11 protein-coding genes, 2 tRNA genes and 3 rRNA genes are annotated in these 17,635 nt (G+C 55.0%); 1 reads left to right on the top strand and 15 read right to left on the bottom strand.

Annotation, left to right across the window (positions count from 1 at the left end; translation table 11 throughout):
- Positions 1-7 precede the first annotated feature (7 nt).
- The 15 genes from prfC to NUW46_RS04130 all read right to left on the bottom strand — a co-directional run bounded on the left by prfC (position 8) and on the right by NUW46_RS04130 (position 16,650).
- Positions 8-1,588, bottom strand: coding sequence for a peptide chain release factor 3 (gene prfC / locus NUW46_RS04200; RefSeq protein WP_069184013.1), 1,581 nt, complete (start codon positions 1,586-1,588; stop codon positions 8-10).
- A gap of 88 nt (positions 1,589-1,676) precedes the next feature.
- Positions 1,677-2,162 carry a ribosomal protein S18-alanine N-acetyltransferase gene (gene rimI / locus NUW46_RS04195; RefSeq protein ID WP_418142010.1) on the bottom strand — a complete coding sequence of 162 codons (486 nt, stop codon included), beginning with the start codon at positions 2,160-2,162 and terminating at the stop codon, positions 1,677-1,679.
- Positions 2,162-2,974: a 2-isopropylmalate synthase gene (locus tag NUW46_RS04190; protein ID WP_418141437.1), complete on the bottom strand. Its 813-nt coding sequence runs from the start codon at positions 2,972-2,974 to the stop codon at positions 2,162-2,164. Before NUW46_RS04190 ends, rimI begins: the two co-directional genes overlap by 1 nt.
- A gap of 36 nt (positions 2,975-3,010) precedes the next feature.
- Positions 3,011-4,561, bottom strand: a complete 1,551-nt coding sequence (locus tag NUW46_RS04185; RefSeq protein WP_153634616.1) for a 2-isopropylmalate synthase — start codon at positions 4,559-4,561, stop codon at positions 3,011-3,013.
- A gap of 321 nt (positions 4,562-4,882) precedes the next feature.
- A 5S ribosomal RNA gene (gene rrf / locus NUW46_RS04180) occupies positions 4,883-4,997 on the bottom strand.
- A 114-nt stretch (positions 4,998-5,111) separates the two neighbouring features.
- A 23S ribosomal RNA gene (locus NUW46_RS04175) occupies positions 5,112-8,003 on the bottom strand.
- Between the two features lie 324 nt (positions 8,004-8,327).
- Positions 8,328-8,403: transfer RNA gene (locus NUW46_RS04170), tRNA-Ala, on the bottom strand.
- 223 nt (positions 8,404-8,626) lie between these two features.
- Positions 8,627-8,703 (bottom strand) — tRNA-Ile (locus NUW46_RS04165).
- A gap of 91 nt (positions 8,704-8,794) precedes the next feature.
- A 16S ribosomal RNA gene (locus tag NUW46_RS04160) occupies positions 8,795-10,334 on the bottom strand.
- The 16S, 23S and 5S rRNA genes sit together here with 2 tRNA genes alongside, the layout of an rRNA operon.
- A gap of 419 nt (positions 10,335-10,753) precedes the next feature.
- Positions 10,754-11,338, bottom strand: coding sequence for a sulfite oxidase heme-binding subunit YedZ (locus NUW46_RS04155; protein WP_418141436.1), 585 nt, complete (start codon positions 11,336-11,338; stop codon positions 10,754-10,756).
- A 38-nt stretch (positions 11,339-11,376) separates the two neighbouring features.
- Positions 11,377-12,351, bottom strand: a complete 975-nt coding sequence (gene msrP / locus NUW46_RS04150; RefSeq protein WP_418141435.1) for a protein-methionine-sulfoxide reductase catalytic subunit MsrP — start codon at positions 12,349-12,351, stop codon at positions 11,377-11,379.
- A gap of 97 nt (positions 12,352-12,448) precedes the next feature.
- Positions 12,449-13,267: a CDP-diacylglycerol--serine O-phosphatidyltransferase gene (pssA, locus tag NUW46_RS04145; protein ID WP_209398907.1), complete on the bottom strand. Its 819-nt coding sequence runs from the start codon at positions 13,265-13,267 to the stop codon at positions 12,449-12,451.
- Positions 13,268-13,356: 89 nt separating this feature from the next.
- The gene (gene ilvC / locus NUW46_RS04140; protein WP_418141434.1) at positions 13,357-14,373 is read right to left on the bottom strand and encodes a ketol-acid reductoisomerase; all 1,017 of its coding nucleotides are present in this window, start codon (positions 14,371-14,373) and stop codon (positions 13,357-13,359) included.
- Between the two features lie 64 nt (positions 14,374-14,437).
- On the bottom strand, positions 14,438-14,929 hold the full coding sequence (gene ilvN, locus NUW46_RS04135) for an acetolactate synthase small subunit (RefSeq protein ID WP_008170692.1): 492 nt from the start codon (positions 14,927-14,929) through the stop codon (positions 14,438-14,440).
- Between the two features lie 2 nt (positions 14,930-14,931).
- Positions 14,932-16,650, bottom strand: a complete 1,719-nt coding sequence (locus NUW46_RS04130; RefSeq protein ID WP_418141433.1) for an acetolactate synthase 3 large subunit — start codon at positions 16,648-16,650, stop codon at positions 14,932-14,934.
- Between the two features lie 518 nt (positions 16,651-17,168).
- Here NUW46_RS04130 and NUW46_RS04125 point away from each other — a divergent pair.
- On the top strand, positions 17,169-17,630 hold the full coding sequence (locus NUW46_RS04125; RefSeq protein WP_418141432.1) for a DUF4124 domain-containing protein: 462 nt from the start codon (positions 17,169-17,171) through the stop codon (positions 17,628-17,630).
- Positions 17,631-17,635: the final 5 nt, after the last annotated feature.

Raw genomic sequence — 17,635 nt, 5'->3', positions numbered from 1 at the left:
GGAACGTTTAATGCTCCCGGGTCTTGTGGAACTGGATGTCCGGATACCTTTCCTGAGCCAGATTCAGGTTTACCATGGTCGGAGCGATGTAGGCGAGCCGGTCACTGCCATCAAGAGCCAGGTTGTCGTTGTTCTTGCGCTGGAACTCATCCAACTTGCGCTCATCGCTGCAGGTCACCCACCGAGCCGTGGCGACGTTGATCGGCTCGTAAATCGCCTCTACCTTGTACTCACTTTTCAGGCGACTGACCACCACGTCGAACTGCAGAACACCCACGGCCCCGACAATCAGGTCGTTGTTACGCAGAGGCCTGAACACCTGAACAGCCCCTTCCTCTGACAACTGGATCAGGCCTTTCTGGAGCTGCTTGGCCTTGAGCGGGTCTTTCAGGCGAATCCGGCGGAAGAGTTCCGGAGCGAAGTTCGGGATGCCGGTGAATTTCATATCCTCACCCGCGGTAAAGGTATCCCCCAACTGAATGGTCCCGTGGTTGTGCAAGCCAATAATATCGCCAGCAAAGGCCTGCTCGGCGTGCTCACGGTCCCCGGCCATAAAGGTCAGTGCGTCTGAAAAGCGGACCTCTTTGCCAATACGAACATGGCGGGCCTTCATGCCCTGGTTGTAACTGCCGGAGACGATACGGAGGAACGCAACGCGATCGCGGTGTTGCGGGTCCATGTTTGCCTGGATCTTGAAGACGAAACCCGAAAAGGCGTCCTCTGCAGGCTGGACCAGTCTCTGGTCGGTTTCTCGGGGCTGTGGCGCCGGAGCCCACTCCACCAGGCCATCCAGCATGTGGTCGACACCGAAATTGCCCAGTGCTGTACCAAAGAATACCGGCGTCAACTCGCCAGCAAGAAAGGCTTCCTGATCGAATTCGTGGGAAGCGCCCTTTACAAGCTCAATCTCATCGCGCAGGTCGTCAGCATAGGCGCCAATCGCCTCATCCAGCTCCGGGTTATCGAGCCCCGAGATAATTCGCTTGTCCTGAATCATGTGTCCCTGACCGGACTGATAGAGGATGACTTCATCCCGCAGCAGGTGATACACACCTTTGAAGCTCTTGCCCATACCAATAGGCCAGGTGATCGGCGCGCAGGCGATCTTCAGGACCTCTTCAACCTCATCCATCAGCTCCACCGGATCCCGGGTATCCCGGTCCAGCTTGTTCATGAAGGTGAGAATGGGGGTATCCCGCAAGCGGGTAACTTCCATCAGCTTGATGGTTCGCTCCTCAACACCCTTGGCACTGTCAATCACCATCAGGCAGGAGTCGACCGCTGTCAGGGTCCGGTAGGTATCCTCGGAGAAATCCTCGTGGCCCGGCGTATCCAGCAGGTTCACCAGCTTGCCACCATAGGGGAACTGCATTACGGAGGTGGTAACCGAGATACCCCGCTCTTTTTCCATTTCCATCCAGTCAGACTTGGCGTGCTGACCGGATTTCTTTCCCTTGACGGTACCAGCCTTCTGAATGGCCTGGCCGAATAACAGCACCTTCTCGGTAATCGTAGTCTTACCGGCATCCGGGTGCGAAATAATGGCAAAGGTGCGGCGCTTGGCCACTTCCTGGGAAAGGTTAGACATAATCGAAAAGCAACCTGAATCTGATGTTCTGGAAAAGGCGGCCATTATAGGCCCTATGCCGCTGTGACGCTAACTCGCACTTGAGCACTCACTGGCCGAGAGCACGCATCATAACGCGCGCATCCTCCCGTCCATTGGCAGCCGGATAATACCCGGGGCGCAGACCGATTTCGCGAAAACCCTCATCCTGGTACAACGCGATAGCGGCATGATTGCTGACCCTGACCTCAAGCAACAGCTGGGACATACCCTCATGGGCTGCGGTTGCCAGAACGTACCTCAGGAGATAGCGTCCCACGCCCTCGCCGCGGGCTCTCGGGTGCACGCAAATATTCAGCAAATGCGCTTCATCAACGATGTAAGCCAGGACAGCGTAGCCAACAAGATCGCCGCCATGGAAGGCACCCCAGACCCGATAGTTGTCCTTGAAACAATCCAGAAATACGGATTCGCTCCAGGGATGGGAATACCCCTGGCGCTCTATATCAAGCACTGCCGGCACATCCTCAGGCGCCAGAGGACGCATGAGCAGATCGGCGTTGAGAACTTTTTGGTAGGCTTCCGGATAGGGCATTAACGGGCGACCATAGGCCGTATTTGTTGCCACAGGGATCGCTTGAGCGTCGGGTTACCGGCAATCTCCGCGAGGGTGTGCGGAAACCGAACTGCCGCATCACGGCCGAGAGCTGCTTCCACCCAGCCCTGCTCCGAATCTTCTCCGGCCTGCAGAACAACAACAGGCTTACGCTCCAGACCCGACAGAATGTGGCGAATCACCTCAACAAGGTCATGACCGGAGTTCCCGGGGACCAGCAGATTGTTGAAGATGGGCCAGACCACACGGCCCAGAACCCGGGGCTTATGCTCTCCCAAGCTCTTGAGAATATTCATCGCAAGGGTCTCCTGCAGACGACCGCTGGCATCCTCGGACATGCCTCCGATAAGAACCACATTGCTCCCCGCCCAGATCATGAGATTGGCACTCACGGTTGGGATTCGGGACGGTCGCGCCGACACTTCCTCAGAAAACTCTGAATTCGGAGTTTCGGTTGGCGCCTCCGGCAAAGAGGGCGTTGCGGGGGGCTGCTGCGAGGCCTTTTCCGGAACACCAGCGTTACCACCCATCAATGCCTGCAGATCGGCTATTCGGGCAACGCCTTCGGTGCGATCCGGAGCAATCGGCTTCTCCGTGCCAACGTGGCCCAAACCACCTGCCCGACGGGCTACCGGCTCGGGATGCCCTGGAACTGTCTCAGGAGCTGCGCCCTCCTCTGGATACACAAACTCTGGACTGGGCGCCGCACCCGGGAGCGGCTGCCGGGCATACCACATCCGTATCCCCGCCGCTCCCAGATAAAATTGACGCTCTGCTTCCGATCCAATCATTCACTTCGCCTGTAGCAACTCGCCGCACTCACACTCTCACACATCCGCCACCTGGGGATGCTGTCGAATTCCGCCCTTGCTGATCAGGTTCAGAGCCTCTATGTAGGCTTTGGCGGACGCAATGATGATATCAGTATCCGCACCCACGCCGTTAACGATCCGACCACCACGTTCCAGGCGCACAGTCACTTCGCCCTGGGCATCGGTGCCGCTGGTGATGTTGTTTACGGAATACAGTTGGAGATTGCAGCCTGAATCCACCAGAGATTCGATTGCTTTGAAGGTCGCATCGACCGGACCGCTACCTTCCGCCTCGACCTTATGTTCTTTGCCGTCCACTGTCAGGGTCAGATTGGCCTTGGGCACGACTCCTGTCTCAGAGCATACCTGCATGCAGACCAGCCCATACCGACCGTCTTCCTCTTTCTGGCGGGTATCGCTGGCAATCGCCTGCAGATCCTCGTCGAAAATTTCGTGCTTGAGATCAGCGAGTGCCTTGAACCGTGTGAACGCTTCATTCAGTTCGGTTTCGGTCTCAAACTGGATCCCGAGTTCTAGCAAACGGGTACGGAACGCGTTACGCCCCGAATGTTTACCCAACACAAGACTGTTGGTGTGCCAGCCCACATCCTGCGCACGCATGATCTCGTAGGTTTCCCGGTGCTTCAGCACCCCATCCTGATGAATGCCCGATTCATGGGCAAAGGCATTGGCACCCACGATGGCCTTGTTGGGCTGAACAGGAAACCCGGTGATGGTGGAAACCAGCCGCGACGCGGGCACGATGTGCTGGGTATCAATGCGAGTGTCGATGTTGAACAGGTCCTGGCGGGTACGGACCGCCATCACGATTTCCTCAAGCGCCGCATTACCGGCTCGCTCACCTAACCCATTGATGGTGCACTCAACCTGGCGAGCGCCCTGGGAGACCGCCGCTAGTGAATTTGAGACAGCCAGACCCAGATCGTTATGGCAATGTACCGAAAAAATGGCTTTATCGGCGTTGGGGATCCGGTTCATGAGCTGACGGATGGTTTCACCGAACTGCTCTGGGATCGCGTAGCCCACGGTATCGGGAATGTTGATCGTGGTGGCGCCGGCATCAATGGCTGCCTCAATGATCCGGCACAGGAAGTCCAACTCCGAGCGCCCTGCGTCTTCGCAAGAAAACTCAACGTCATCCACATGGCTTCTAGCACGCTTTACTGATCGAACCGCCTGCTCGATCACTTCATCCGGCTGCATCTGCAACTTGTGCTTCATGTGAATAGGCGACGTGGCGATGAACGTATGAATGCGACCGCGGTGTGCCGGCCGGATTGCTTCTGCTGCGCGGTCGATATCCTTATCAAGCGCCCTGGCAAGACTGCAGATCGTGGAATCCTTAATGGTTTCTGCTATCCCTTTCACCGCCTCGAAATCACCCTGGCTCGCAATCGCGAATCCTGCCTCGATAACGTCGACCCGGAGCTTTTCCAGCGCTTTCGCAATGCGGAGCTTCTCCGCTTTATTCATGGTGGCACCGGGGCTTTGCTCACCATCGCGGAGCGTTGTATCAAAGATGACCAGATGATCAGTGGCAGGCATTGGGTGACTCCATTGTCAGAGTTTGTTCTTTGTGGAGGAAGTATATCACCGGGTTGTGGTGAGTGAGGGCGTGATTTTCAGGCAATAAAAAACCCCAGCACCGAAGATGCTGGGGTTTTAGGTATTAGGAGCCTGACGATGACCTACATTGCTCAGGCCGTTGGCCTTCGGCCCTTTGGGCCCGCCGTCGCTGCGCTCCCGCGTCCTGCGCTTGCCGTTGGCAAGCTGGTCACATGGGGGCCTGTGTAGTGCACAGCAGGGCCTCGATCCAAAATAAAAAAGCCCCGGCAGCTAATGCTGTCGGGGCTGTTTTATTTAGGAGCCTGACGATGACCTACTCTCACATGGGCAACGCCACACTACCATCGGCGCTGGTCTGTTTCACTTCTGAGTTCGGGATGGGATCAGGTGGTTCCAGACCGCTATGGTCGTCAGGCAAAACGGTTGATCACTGGGGGACGGGATAGAACGGTCAGTTGGACTGACAGTGATGTTTGATTTCGTTTGAGCGGTTAGGCTCTGCGTTATCCGCAATTGTCTTGGGTGTTATATAGTCAAGCCGCACGAGCAATTAGTATCGGTTAGCTCAACGCCTCGCAGCGCTTACACACCCGACCTATCAACGTCCTGGTCTTGAACGGCTCTTCAGGGACCTCGAGGGTCCAGGGAGATCTCATCTTGGAAGGGGCTTCCCGCTTAGATGCTTTCAGCGGTTATCCTGTCCGAACATAGCTACCGGGCAATGCGACTGGCGTCACAACCCGAACACCAGAGGTTCGTCCACTCCGGTCCTCTCGTACTAGGAGCAGCTTTCCTCAAATCTCCAACGTCCACGGCAGATAGGGACCGAACTGTCTCACGACGTTCTAAACCCAGCTCGCGTACCACTTTAAATGGCGAACAGCCATACCCTTGGGACCGGCTTCAGCCCCAGGATGTGATGAGCCGACATCGAGGTGCCAAACACCGCCGTCGATGTGAACTCTTGGGCGGTATCAGCCTGTTATCCCCGGAGTACCTTTTATCCGTTGAGCGATGGCCCTTCCATACAGAACCACCGGATCACTATGACCTACTTTCGTACCTGCTCGACGTGTCTGTCTCGCAGTTAAGCGGGCTTGTGCCATTACACTAACCGCATGATGTCCGACCATGCTTAGCCCACCTTTGTGCTCCTCCGTTACGCTTTGGGAGGAGACCGCCCCAGTCAAACTACCCACCACACAGTGTCCTCATCCCCGATAAGGGGACCAAGTTAGAACCTCAAACATGTCAGGCTGGTATTTCAAGGTTGGCTCCATGAGAACTGGCGTTCCCACTTCAAAGCCTCCCAGCTATCCTACACAAACATGCTCAAAGTTCACTGTGAAGCTATAGTAAAGGTTCACGGGGTCTTTCCGTCTAGCCGCGGATACACCGCATCTTCACGGCGATTTCAATTTCACTGAGTCTCGGGTAGAGACAGCGCCCCCATCGTTACGCCATTCGTGCAGGTCGGAACTTACCCGACAAGGAATTTCGCTACCTTAGGACCGTTATAGTTACGGCCGCCGTTTACCGGGGCTTCGATCAAGAGCTTCGCGCAAGCGCTAACCCCATCAATTAACCTTCCGGCACCGGGCAGGCGTCACACCGTATACGTCCACTTTCGTGTTTGCACAGTGCTGTGTTTTTAATAAACAGTCGCAGGGGCCTGGTATCTTCGACTGGTCTCAGCTCCACCCGCAGGGGCTTCACTTACTGCCAGCGTGCCTTCTCCCGAAGTTACGGCACCATTTTGCCTAGTTCCTTTACCCGAGTTCTCTCAAGCGCCTTGGTATTCTCTACCTGACCACCTGTGTCGGTTTGGGGTACGGTCTCGAATAGCCTGAAGCTTAGAAGATTTTCCTGGAAGCATGGCATCAATGACTTCCCGCTCTATGAGCAGTCGTCGTCACGTCTCGGGATTGTGGACCCGGATTTGCCTAAGTCCACTCCCTACTCGCTTAAACCGGGGCAACCGTCGCCCGGCTCACCTAGCCTTCTCCGTCTCTCCATCGCAGCTATCCAAGGTACGGGAATATTAACCCGTTTCCCATCGACTACACCTTTCGGTCTCGCCTTAGGGGCCGACTCACCCTGCGCCGATTAGCGTTGCGCAGGAACCCTTGGTCTTCCGGCGTGCGGGTTTTTCACCCGCATTGTCGTTACTCATGTCAGCATTCGCACTTCTGATACCTCCAGCATGCTTCTCAACACACCTTCGCAGGCTTACAGAACGCTCCCCTACCCCGCATACAAAGTATGCAGCCGCAGCTTCGGTGACCAGTTTTAGCCCCGTTACATCTTCCGCGCAGGCCGACTCGACTAGTGAGCTATTACGCTTTCTTTAAAGGATGGCTGCTTCTAAGCCAACCTCCTAGCTGTCTGAGCCTTCCCACATCGTTTCCCACTTAACTGGTACTTGGGGACCTTAGCTGGCGGTCTGGGTTGTTTCCCTCTTCACGACGGACGTTAGCACCCGCCGTGTGTCTCCCGGATAGTACTCACAGGTATTCGGAGTTTGCATCGGGTTGGTAAGTCGGGATGACCCCCTAGCCGAAACAGTGCTCTACCCCCTGTGGTATTCGTCCGAGGCGCTACCTAAATAGCTTTCGGGGAGAACCAGCTATCTCCGGGCTTGATTAGCCTTTCACTCCGATCCACAAGTCATCCCCTGGCTTTTCAACGACAGTGGGTTCGGTCCTCCAGTGCCTGTTACGGCACCTTCAACCTGCTCATGGATAGATCGCCCGGTTTCGGGTCTATGCCCAGCGACTAAATCGCCCTATTCAGACTCGGTTTCCCTACGGCTCCCCTAAACGGTTAACCTCGCCACTGAACATAAGTCGCTGACCCATTATACAAAAGGTACGCCGTCACGGAACAAGTCCGCTCCGACTGCTTGTACGCATACGGTTTCAGGATCTATTTCACTCCCCTCACAGGGGTTCTTTTCGCCTTTCCCTCACGGTACTGGTTCACTATCGGTCAGTCAGGAGTATTTAGCCTTGGAGGATGGTCCCCCCATGTTCAGACAGGATATCACGTGTCCCGTCCTACTCGATTTCACCAGACTCAGGTTTCGGATACGGGGCTATCACCCACTATGGCGGCACTTTCCAGAGCCTTCTCCTACCAGTTGTCTAGCTTAAGGGCTAGTCCCCGTTCGCTCGCCGCTACTTAGGGAATCTCGGTTGATTTCTTTTCCTCGGGGTACTTAGATGTTTCAGTTCCCCCGGTTCGCCCCTTACACCTATGGATTCAGTGTAAGGTACCGACCCGAAAGTCGGTGGGTTTCCCCATTCAGAAATGCCCGGATCACAGCTTGTTTGCCAGCTCCCCGAGCCTTATCGCAGGCTTCCACGTCTTTCATCGCCTCTGACTGCCAAGGCATCCACCGTATGCGCTTAGTTGCTTGACTATATAACCCCAAGACAACTGATCACGAATCAACACCCATCACCAGGCAAGCCTGATTCAGAGGTCTATTCGAGACAGCCACTTGAAGCAATATAACAACCACTTCAACGACAACACCGGATAACGCTTGAAATCGCTATCACATTGAACATATTCCTCTCGGAGATAATGAGAGAAATATCTTCGTGTTCTATCTCGTCCAATTTGTTAAAGAGCAAATCTGACCCAGTGATCAGAAAGAAGATCTTCAGCCACAACTCGCAATCGAGTCACACAACTGAAAAGCTTGTTTCTGTACACTGCTAACCGAAGTTAGTCAGTAATTTGGTGGAGCTAGGCAGGATCGAACTGCCGACCTCCTGCGTGCAAGGCAGGCGCTCTCCCAGCTGAGCTATAGCCCCAGAACTTGTCCAGCTTCCGTTACTCGTCGTTGCAGCATTCATTCGCATCAGTCATGACCCATCGAGGGTCACTCCTTCACTCATTCAAGCTGCGCCTAGATTAACGTAATCTGTCCTGCGCTCTGCTATCGTCTCCAAGATCAGGATTTTGCTGATCTAGGCGTCAAAGTGCGCCGCATAGCCTGCTATGCAAGTGCTTTGACAACGACGAGCAGTGAAATTCTGGTGGGTCTGGGTGGACTTGAACCACCGACCTCACCCTTATCAGGGGTGCGCTCTAACCACCTGAGCTACAGACCCAAAAACACGGGCCTGCAACGACCCATCTGCTCTCTTTATTCAGCCAACCAAGTAATTCGTGTGGACTCTGACCGAAGCATTCGGCTTCGTTTAAGGAGGTGATCCAGCCGCAGGTTCCCCTACGGCTACCTTGTTACGACTTCACCCCAGTCATGAACCACACCGTGGTGATCGTCCTCCCGAAGGTTAGACTAACCACTTCTGGTGCAATCCACTCCCATGGTGTGACGGGCGGTGTGTACAAGGCCCGGGAACGTATTCACCGTGACATTCTGATTCACGATTACTAGCGATTCCGACTTCACGCAGTCGAGTTGCAGACTGCGATCCGGACTACGACGCGTTTTGTGAGATTGGCTCCCCCTCGCGGGTTTGCAGCCCTCTGTGCGCGCCATTGTAGCACGTGTGTAGCCCTGGCCGTAAGGGCCATGATGACCTGACGTCATCCCCACCTTCCTCCGGTTTGTCACCGGCAGTCTCCCTAGAGTTCTCAGCCGAACTGCTAGCAACTAGGGATAGGGGTTGCGCTCGTTACGGGACTTAACCCAACATCTCACGACACGAGCTGACGACGGCCATGCAGCACCTGTGTCAGAGTTCCCGAAGGCACCAATCCATCTCTGGAAAGTTCTCTGCATGTCAAGGCCAGGTAAGGTTCTTCGCGTTGCGTCGAATTAAACCACATGCTCCACCGCTTGTGCGGGCCCCCGTCAATTCATTTGAGTTTTAACCTTGCGGCCGTACTCCCCAGGCGGTCTACTTAGTGCGTTAGCTGCGCCACTAAGACTTCAAGAGTCCCAACGGCTAGTAGACATCGTTTACGGCGTGGACTACCAGGGTATCTAATCCTGTTTGCTCCCCACGCTTTCGCACCTCAGTGTCAGTATTGGTCCAGAGTGCCGCCTTCGCCACTGGTGTTCCTTCCTATATCTACGCATTTCACCGCTACACAGGAAATTCCACACTCCTCTACCATACTCTAGCCTGACAGTTCGAAATGCCGTTCCCAGGTTAAGCCCGGGGCTTTCACATCTCGCTTATCAAACCACCTACGCGCGCTTTACGCCCAGTAATTCCGATTAACGCTTGCACCCTCCGTATTACCGCGGCTGCTGGCACGGAGTTAGCCGGTGCTTCTTCTGTGAGTAACGTCAAGGCTGGCCGGTATTAACGACCAACTTTTCCTCCTCACTGAAAGTGCTTTACAACCCGAAAGCCTTCTTCACACACGCGGCATGGCTGGATCAGGGTTGCCCCCATTGTCCAATATTCCCCACTGCTGCCTCCCGTAGGAGTTCGGGCCGTGTCTCAGTCCCGATGTGGCTGATCATCCTCTCAGACCAGCTACGGATCGTCGCCTTGGTAGGCCTTTACCCCACCAACTAGCTAATCCGACATAGGCACATCCAATAGCGCAAGGTCCGAAGATCCCCTGCTTTCCCCCGAAGGGCGTACGCGGTATTAATCCGGGTTTCCCCGGGCTATCCCCCACTACTGGGCAGTTTCCTATGCATTACTCACCCGTCCGCCGCTCGTCAGCGGGGTGCAAGCACCCCCTGTTACCGCTCGACTTGCATGTGTTAAGCCTGCCGCCAGCGTTCAATCTGAGCCATGATCAAACTCTTCAGTTTAAATCATATAGCAATCCGAAGATCGCAATTCTTGCTCAAGACAAAACTCAATTTCGACGAGTCACTGTCCTGATATTTCGTATCCGAAATACCTCGGCCAGCGCCCACACGAATTACTTGGTTAACTTTTTAAAGAGCGTTTGAGCTGTTGCTCAATCAAGGCCGCGTATTCTACATCGTTCCGCTGCCTTGTCAACCGTTTATTTGAAGAATTTTAAAACTCGTTTTCTTCAATACTTTCAAACAGTTGCATCGCTTCGGGAGACCGCCGTGAGTGGCTTGTCCCTCAGAAGTGGTGCGCATTCTACAGGCGTCAGGAAAACTGTCAACGAGGTTTTTGAATTAATTTCTAGCGGTTTCGGTTTCCACGTAGTAGGCTGATCAGCAATCGATCACTTTGATCAATTCTTAGACCAAAATCAGCCCCTGACAAAGGGTATCAACCCTCGAACGCCGTTCCATTTCCAGCGCAACGTCAGCAAACCCACGATGACCAGGCCGTAAGCGACCATTTCGCCAATATCGCTTCTTGCCTGCCAGATAAAATGGACCCAGGCAGCGATGGCGATCAGGTAGATCAGCTTGTGCAGCGGTTTCCAGTTTTTACCCAGCCGCTTCACCATCCCCCTCGTTGAGGTCACAGCCAGAGGCACGAGCATAAGGAAGGAAAGTGCGCCCGCGACAATGTAGGGCCGCTTGGTGAACGTCGCCCAAAGATCACTCCACCCGAGTATGAATTGCAGAAACGCCAGCACATGTAGTACGGCATAGAAAAATGCAAACAGGCCGAGCATTCGGCGAATCCGGATCCAGCCTGCCCAGCCAGACCATCGCTTGAGCGGGGTCATCGCCAAAGTCACGATTAACAATTGGAACGCTGCAAGGCCGAGTGACTCCGTCACCTCCTGGCCCGGGTCAGGCCCCAGAGACTGCGTTGCAATGTTGATTGCCAATATCAGCAGTGGAACGCAGGCAAGAGAGGCCGCAAAAAGGCGAAAAGCCAAGACAAAGCCCGGTCGATCCACTATTCGCGGACGATTCATCAATAGAACTTGCTCAGGTCCATACCCTTGTACAGGTCGGCCACCTGCTCCCCATAACCATTGAACTTGACCGTCTCCATCCAGTTAGGCGAAAGCAGACCGGAAGGCAATCTACGTTCACGCTTCTGACTCCACCTTGGATGGTCCACCTCCGGGTTAACGTTGGCATAGAATCCGTACTCCTGGGGCGCGAGCATTTCCCAGGTGGTTTTCGGGCGCTCCTCCTGGAAACGTATCTTGACGATCGATTTGATGCTCTTGAACCCGTATTTCCAGGGAACAACCAGCCGGATAGGCGCACCATTCTGATTGGGCATGGTTTTGCCATAAAGCCCGACCGCCAGGAAGGTTAACTCGTTCATGGCCTCATCCATCCTTAAGCCCTCCTGGTAGGGCCAGTCGATGGTGCTGAACAATGAGCGCTGACCCCGCATCTGATCCGGATCATACAGGGTCTCGAAATAGACGTATTTCGCTCGGGAATTGGGTTCAAGCCGTTTTATAACGTCGGCGAGTGGAATGCCAATCCAGGGAATGACCATAGACCAGGCCTCGACACAACGCAGGCGATACACCCGCTCCTGGTATTCATGAGGTTTTAGCAGGTCTTCCAAGGCATATTTACCGGGCCGACCACATTCACCTTCAACCACTATGGACCAGGGATCGACGCTCATTTCGTCGGCGTACTCGGCCGGATCGCCTTTTCCGGTGCCAAATTCGTAGAAGTTGTTATAGCGGGTCACATCCTCGAACGGTGTTTTCTCCTCACCGGTAGAAAAGCCGGGCATTGCAACATAGTCCAACGCTTCCCCCGGCACCGGCAGCTTCGCAGCGGATAAAAGACCCGGCATTGAAAGGCCCGCGGCGACGGCCGCAGCTCCAGACATGAACTTCCTTCGATTGAGATAAACAGCTTCGGGGGTAACTTCTGAGTGGGGCAACACCCAGGATGGGCTATTCTTGATAAACATGGAAAGTCTCCGTCAGGGCGTCAGCCAGCTAAGGCGTTGACCGGAGACTGTGGTGAAAATTCCCGGGCCTCGATGAGAAGGCCCGGGCAGCAAGAGCTCAGTCAGCGGCGCCTGAAGCTTTTCGGGGCTTACCACGAAACAGCGCACGAATAGGGCCGGACAACGCGTATATCAGAAATCCGGTAAAGAGTACGGTAGCCGGATCCAGCGCGATCACTACAAAGACCAGGACCACAAGCAGAATCGCAGCAAAAGGCACCCGACCACGCAGATCCAGATCCTTGAAACTGCGATAGAGAATATTGCTGACCATCAGCACGCCCGTACCGGCAACCACCACCATGGTAAGCAACGTGAGCCAGGCAGCGGGTTCAAAGAGATGGAAGCACCAGACCAGGCCAGCAACGCACGCCGCGGCTGCGGGGCTGGGCAACCCAACAAAGAACTTCTTGTCAACTGAACCAATCTGAGTGTTGAAGCGGGCCAGACGAAGTGCAGCGCCAGCCACGTAGATAAAAGTAACGGCCCAACCGACCTTATCAAAGGCGTTCAGCGACCAGAAGAAGGCAACGAGGCCAGGGGCAACACCAAAGGCCACCATGTCGGCCAGGCTGTCGTACTCTTCTCCGAATTTGCTTTGGGTGTTGGTCATCCGGGCAACACGGCCATCCAGTCCATCCAGAATCATGGAGACAAAAATGGCAATCGCGGCGTTATCAAACACGCCGTTTGCGGCAGAGACTATGGCGTAGAAACCTGAAAACAGCGAAGCCGTTGTCAGCGCATTGGGGAGCAGATAGATACCTTTTCGGCGAACCGGTGCACCCTCAACCAGCTCTTCTTCAACCACTTCCCCGGCCTCGACTTCGTAGTCCGGGTTCTGCTTGCCGTCGGCGGTTTTTCTTTCTTCAGTCATTTCCATTACTCCGGAAAGCGTTTGGGCGGAGTATATACGAAAAACGCGGCCTCACGGGCCGCGTTTTTCAAAACCAGGCGGAATTCCGCTTAGTTTTTGTCCTTATCCACGATCTTGTTTGCGGAGATCCACGGCATCATACCGCGCAGCTTCTCACCAACCACTTCGATATCGTGGGCAGCGTTCTGGCGGCGACGTGCAGTCATGGACGGGTAATTCAGAGCGCCTTCAGAGATGAACATCTTGGCATACTCGCCGCTCTGGATACGCTTCAGGGCGTTGCGCATGGCTTCGCGAGACTGCTCGTTGATGATTTCCGGACCAGTCACGTACTCACCATACTCCGCATTGTTGGAGATGGAGTAGTTCATGTTGGCAATGCCGCCCTCGTACATCAGGTCTACGATCAGCTTCAGCTCGTGCAGACATTCGAAATAGGCCATTTCCGGTGCGTACCCGGCTTCAACCAGAGTTTCAAAACCGGCCTTGACCAGCTCCACCGTGCCGCCACACAGAACGGCTTGCTCACCGAACAGATCGGTTTCAGTCTCGTCTTTAAAGCTGGTTTCGATGATGCCAGTACGACCACCACCGATACCGCTGGCATAGGAGAGGGCCAGATTCTTGGCATTGCCGGAGGCATCCTGGAAGATGGCGATCAAATCGGGAATACCGCCGCCGTTGGCGAATTCAGTGCGAACCGTGTGACCCGGCGCCTTTGGAGCAACCATGATTACGTCCAGATCCTTGCGCGGAACGATCTGGTTGTAGTGGATCGCAAAGCCGTGGGCGAATGCCAGAGTGGCGCCTTGCTGCAGATTCGGCTCGATTTCAGCCTTGTACAGCTGAGCCTGATACTCGTCCGGGGTCAGAACCATTACAACGTCAGCCGTGGCAACCGCAGACGGCACGTCGCTGGTCTTCAGGCCATAGGCTTCGGCTTTGGCGATGGAGGAGGAACCCGGGCGCAGACCCACGGTTACGTCAACGCCAGACTCTTTCAGGTTGCACGCGTGCGCGTGGCCCTGGGAACCGAAGCCGATGATGGCAACTTTCTTGCCCTGGATGATGGAAAGATCACAATCCTTATCGTAATAAACCTGCATGAGAAACCTCTGTTATTTGTGATGACCCCGAGGGGCCATAATGTTCAAAACGTGTTTGAAATTCTTAAAGGCTGAGCACCTTCTCGCCTCGGGCGATACCGGATACACCGCTGCGGACTACTTCCAGAACGCCCGACGTGCCAACGGCCTGAATAAAGCCGTCCAGCTTTTCGCTGTCACCTGCCAGCTGGACCGTGTAGACCGAACTGGTCACATCTACAATCTGGCCGCGGAAAATGTCTACCGTACGCTTGATCTCGGCACGCTGGGAACCAGTGGCCTTCAGTTTGACCAGCATCAGCTCACGCTCGATGTGGGCACCTTCGGTCAGATCCACCAGCTTGACGACTTCGATCAGCTTGTTCAGTTGCTTGGTGATCTGTTCGATCACCTTGTCAGAACCCGTCGTGGTCACGGTAAGACGGGACAAAGTCTCGTCTTCGGTTGGCGCCACGGTGAGCGTTTCGATGTTGTAGTTGCGCTGGGAAAACAGACCAACAACCCGTGACAGGGCGCCGGGCTCGTTTTCAAGCAAAACAGAAATGATTCGACGCATGATCAGACCCTCTCCGTCTTGCTGAGCCACATATCCTTCATGGAGCCCCGGGCAACCTGCATCGGATACACGTGCTCAAAGCGGTCCACGTAAATATCCACGAACACCAGATCGTCCTTCATTGCCAGCACTTCTTTCAGCTTGGTTTCCAGATCTTCTTTCTTCTCAATCCGGACACCCTTGTGCCCATAGGCTTCCGCCAGCTTGATGAAATCTGGGAGTGATTCCATGTAGGACTCGGCATGACGGGACTCGTAGTTCATGTCCTGCCACTGCTTGACCATACCCAGTGCCTGATTGTTCAGGTTGATGATCTTCACCGGCAGATTGTACTGCTTGCAGGTGGACAGCTCCTGAATGTTCATCTGGATACTACCCTCACCGGTAATGCACAGTACTTCATCGTCCGGATGGGTCAGCTTGACCCCCATGGCCGCCGGCAAACCAAAGCCCATGGTGCCGAGACCACCGGAATTGATCCAGCGGTTGGGTTTGTCGAACTTGTAGTACTGGGCCGCAAACATCTGGTGCTGACCCACATCGGAAGTCACGAAGGCTTCGCCGTTAGTCAGGCGACACAGCATCTCGATCACTTCCTGGGGCTTGATCACATCCGGACCGGTCTCATAACGCATTCCGTGGAATGCCCGCCATTCATCGATCTGCTTCCACCAGGAAGCGATGGCATCCGCATCGGGCTTTTCTTTGGCTTCCTTGACCAGCGACAGCATTTCCTTCAGCACGGCGTCTACCGGACCAACAATGGGCACATCCGCATCCACCGTCTTGGAAATCGAAGCCGGGTCGATGTCGATATGGATAATGCGCGCGCCCGGACAGAACTTCTCGGTGGCATTGGTCACCCGGTCATCAAAGCGGGCTCCCACGCAGAGAATCAGATCCGAGTGGTGCATGGCCATATTCGCTTCATAGGTGCCGTGCATGCCGAGCCAACCAAGGTGCTGCTTGTCGCTGGCCGGGTAACAGCCAATCCCCATCAGGGTATTGGTGATTGGATACCCCAGCATCCGGACAAGCTCGGTCAGCTGATCCGATGCCTTGCCCAGAATCACCCCACCACCTGCATAGATAACCGGGCGCTTGGCCGCCAGCATCATGTCGACGGCTTTCTTGATCTGACCGGCATGGCCGCGAATAGCGGGGTTGTAGGACCGCAGTTTGACCTTCTTGGGGTACGCGTATTCGTACCGTTCGTTCGGCGTGGTCATATCCTTGGGGATATCCACGACCACAGGGCCGGGACGGCCGGTGGCAGCAATGTAATAGGCCTTGCGGATGATTTCCGGGATTTCCTCGGGGTGCCGGACACTGAGGTTGTGCTTCACCACGGGTCGGGAGACACCCATCATATCGGTTTCCTGGAACGCGTCCTCACCGATGAGAGTGGATGCAACCTGGCCGCACAGAACCACCATGGGGATGGAATCCATGAATGCGGTGGCAATGCCGGTGATGGTGTTGGTGGCTCCAGGACCCGAGGTCACCAGTACGGTACCTGGTTTTCCGGTTGCGCGGGCATAACCGTCGGCCATATGGACCGCCGCCTGCTCGTGCCTGACCAGAATGTGCTTGACTTTGTCCTGCCTGAACAGCGCGTCATAAATATGAAGGGCTGCACCACCCGGATAGCCGTATACGTATTCGATGCATTCGTCTTGAAGGGACCGGATCAACATATCGGCGCCAGACAATAACTCCACGATTTTCTACCCTCTTCTACGAGTGAATGAGCCGGGGCTGATCCCGGTTGCCTGGATTCACGGTGTCCATGCTTCTTGTGAAAGCGGAACCGGCTGCTCCTCCACACCTTGTTAAGAGGTTGTCTCCTGGCCAGCCGCCCTCCTGAGGGTTGCGGAGAACGGCCAATCAACGGGTTGCACGTAAGCAACAACCATCCCGCGACGGATGCGCGGCGCGTTCAGTGTGGTAATTGATGGGGGATACTCGCTCGGGATTGCCTGCCGTATTGACCCCAGTCTTCAGGCAATCGGTAATTCTGACAGCGCGAAACTCCCTGTCAATAGCCGTTGCAGGTTTCTGTGCCTATACTGGCCGAAGGTCTGCCAATCTTGCTACAAATCCATACAAAGATTTGAACCAGACAGAAGAAAATCCGCAGTGCCAGTGGCATGATGTGGAATAATGAATTGAAAAAACGGGCCCGGTCTATCCAGGTTGTCTGCCTGCCCGGGAGCAGTGAACATACGCGAGTAGAGCCATGAACAGAAAAATCCTGACGCTGACCTTATTACTGGCCGTTGTACCAGGTGTCGCCATGAGCGCCTCTGTCTATAAATGGACCGATGAAAACGGGGTTACCCACTTCGGCGACCGGCAGCCGACTGGTTCAAAGGCCGAACGAGTCAATGTGCGCTCAGGCACTTCCACAGACGCATCCGGCAATCGACAGAGGCTTCAGGAGCGTTTGCAGAATATGGAGGAACGTCAAGCGGAGGAGGCGGAGCAGCGCCAGGAAACGGCAGCTGAGGAAGCCCGCAGAAAACAGCGCGAAGCGAACTGCGAAACAGCTCGTTCGAATCTGGACATAATTGACACCAACGCCCGTATTCGGATTGAGGAGAACGGAGAACAACGCTACCTTAGCTCAGAAGAAATCGCCGAAAAGCGGGCAGAATTTGAGCGGATTGCGGAAGAGAATTGCGGACCAGAAGAACAGTAAGACGG

Source organism: Marinobacter sp. MA, from assembly GCF_048298425.1.
GTDB lineage: Bacteria > Pseudomonadota > Gammaproteobacteria > Pseudomonadales > Oleiphilaceae > Marinobacter > Marinobacter salsuginis.
This window is presented reverse-complemented; position numbering and strand designations above follow the sequence as displayed.

What these genes read in the sequence shown, in the direction of transcription:
- ilvN (WP_008170692.1), bottom strand. Translation starts at nt 14,929, where the DNA reads ATGCGTCGAATCATTTCTGTTTTGCTTGAAAACGAGCCCGGCGCCCTG.
- NUW46_RS04125 (WP_418141432.1), top strand. Translation starts at nt 17,169, where the DNA reads ATGAACAGAAAAATCCTGACGCTGACCTTATTACTGGCCGTTGTACCA.
- rimI (WP_418142010.1), bottom strand. Translation starts at nt 2,162, where the DNA reads ATGCCCTATCCGGAAGCCTACCAAAAAGTTCTCAACGCCGATCTGCTC.
- NUW46_RS04190 (WP_418141437.1), bottom strand. Translation starts at nt 2,974, where the DNA reads ATGATTGGATCGGAAGCAGAGCGTCAATTTTATCTGGGAGCGGCGGGG.
- NUW46_RS04185 (WP_153634616.1), bottom strand. Translation starts at nt 4,561, where the DNA reads ATGCCTGCCACTGATCATCTGGTCATCTTTGATACAACGCTCCGCGAT.
- prfC (WP_069184013.1), bottom strand. Translation starts at nt 1,588, where the DNA reads ATGTCTAACCTTTCCCAGGAAGTGGCCAAGCGCCGCACCTTTGCCATT.
- msrP (WP_418141435.1), bottom strand. Translation starts at nt 12,351, where the DNA reads ATGTTTATCAAGAATAGCCCATCCTGGGTGTTGCCCCACTCAGAAGTT.
- ilvC (WP_418141434.1), bottom strand. Translation starts at nt 14,373, where the DNA reads ATGCAGGTTTATTACGATAAGGATTGTGATCTTTCCATCATCCAGGGC.
- pssA (WP_209398907.1), bottom strand. Translation starts at nt 13,267, where the DNA reads ATGACTGAAGAAAGAAAAACCGCCGACGGCAAGCAGAACCCGGACTAC.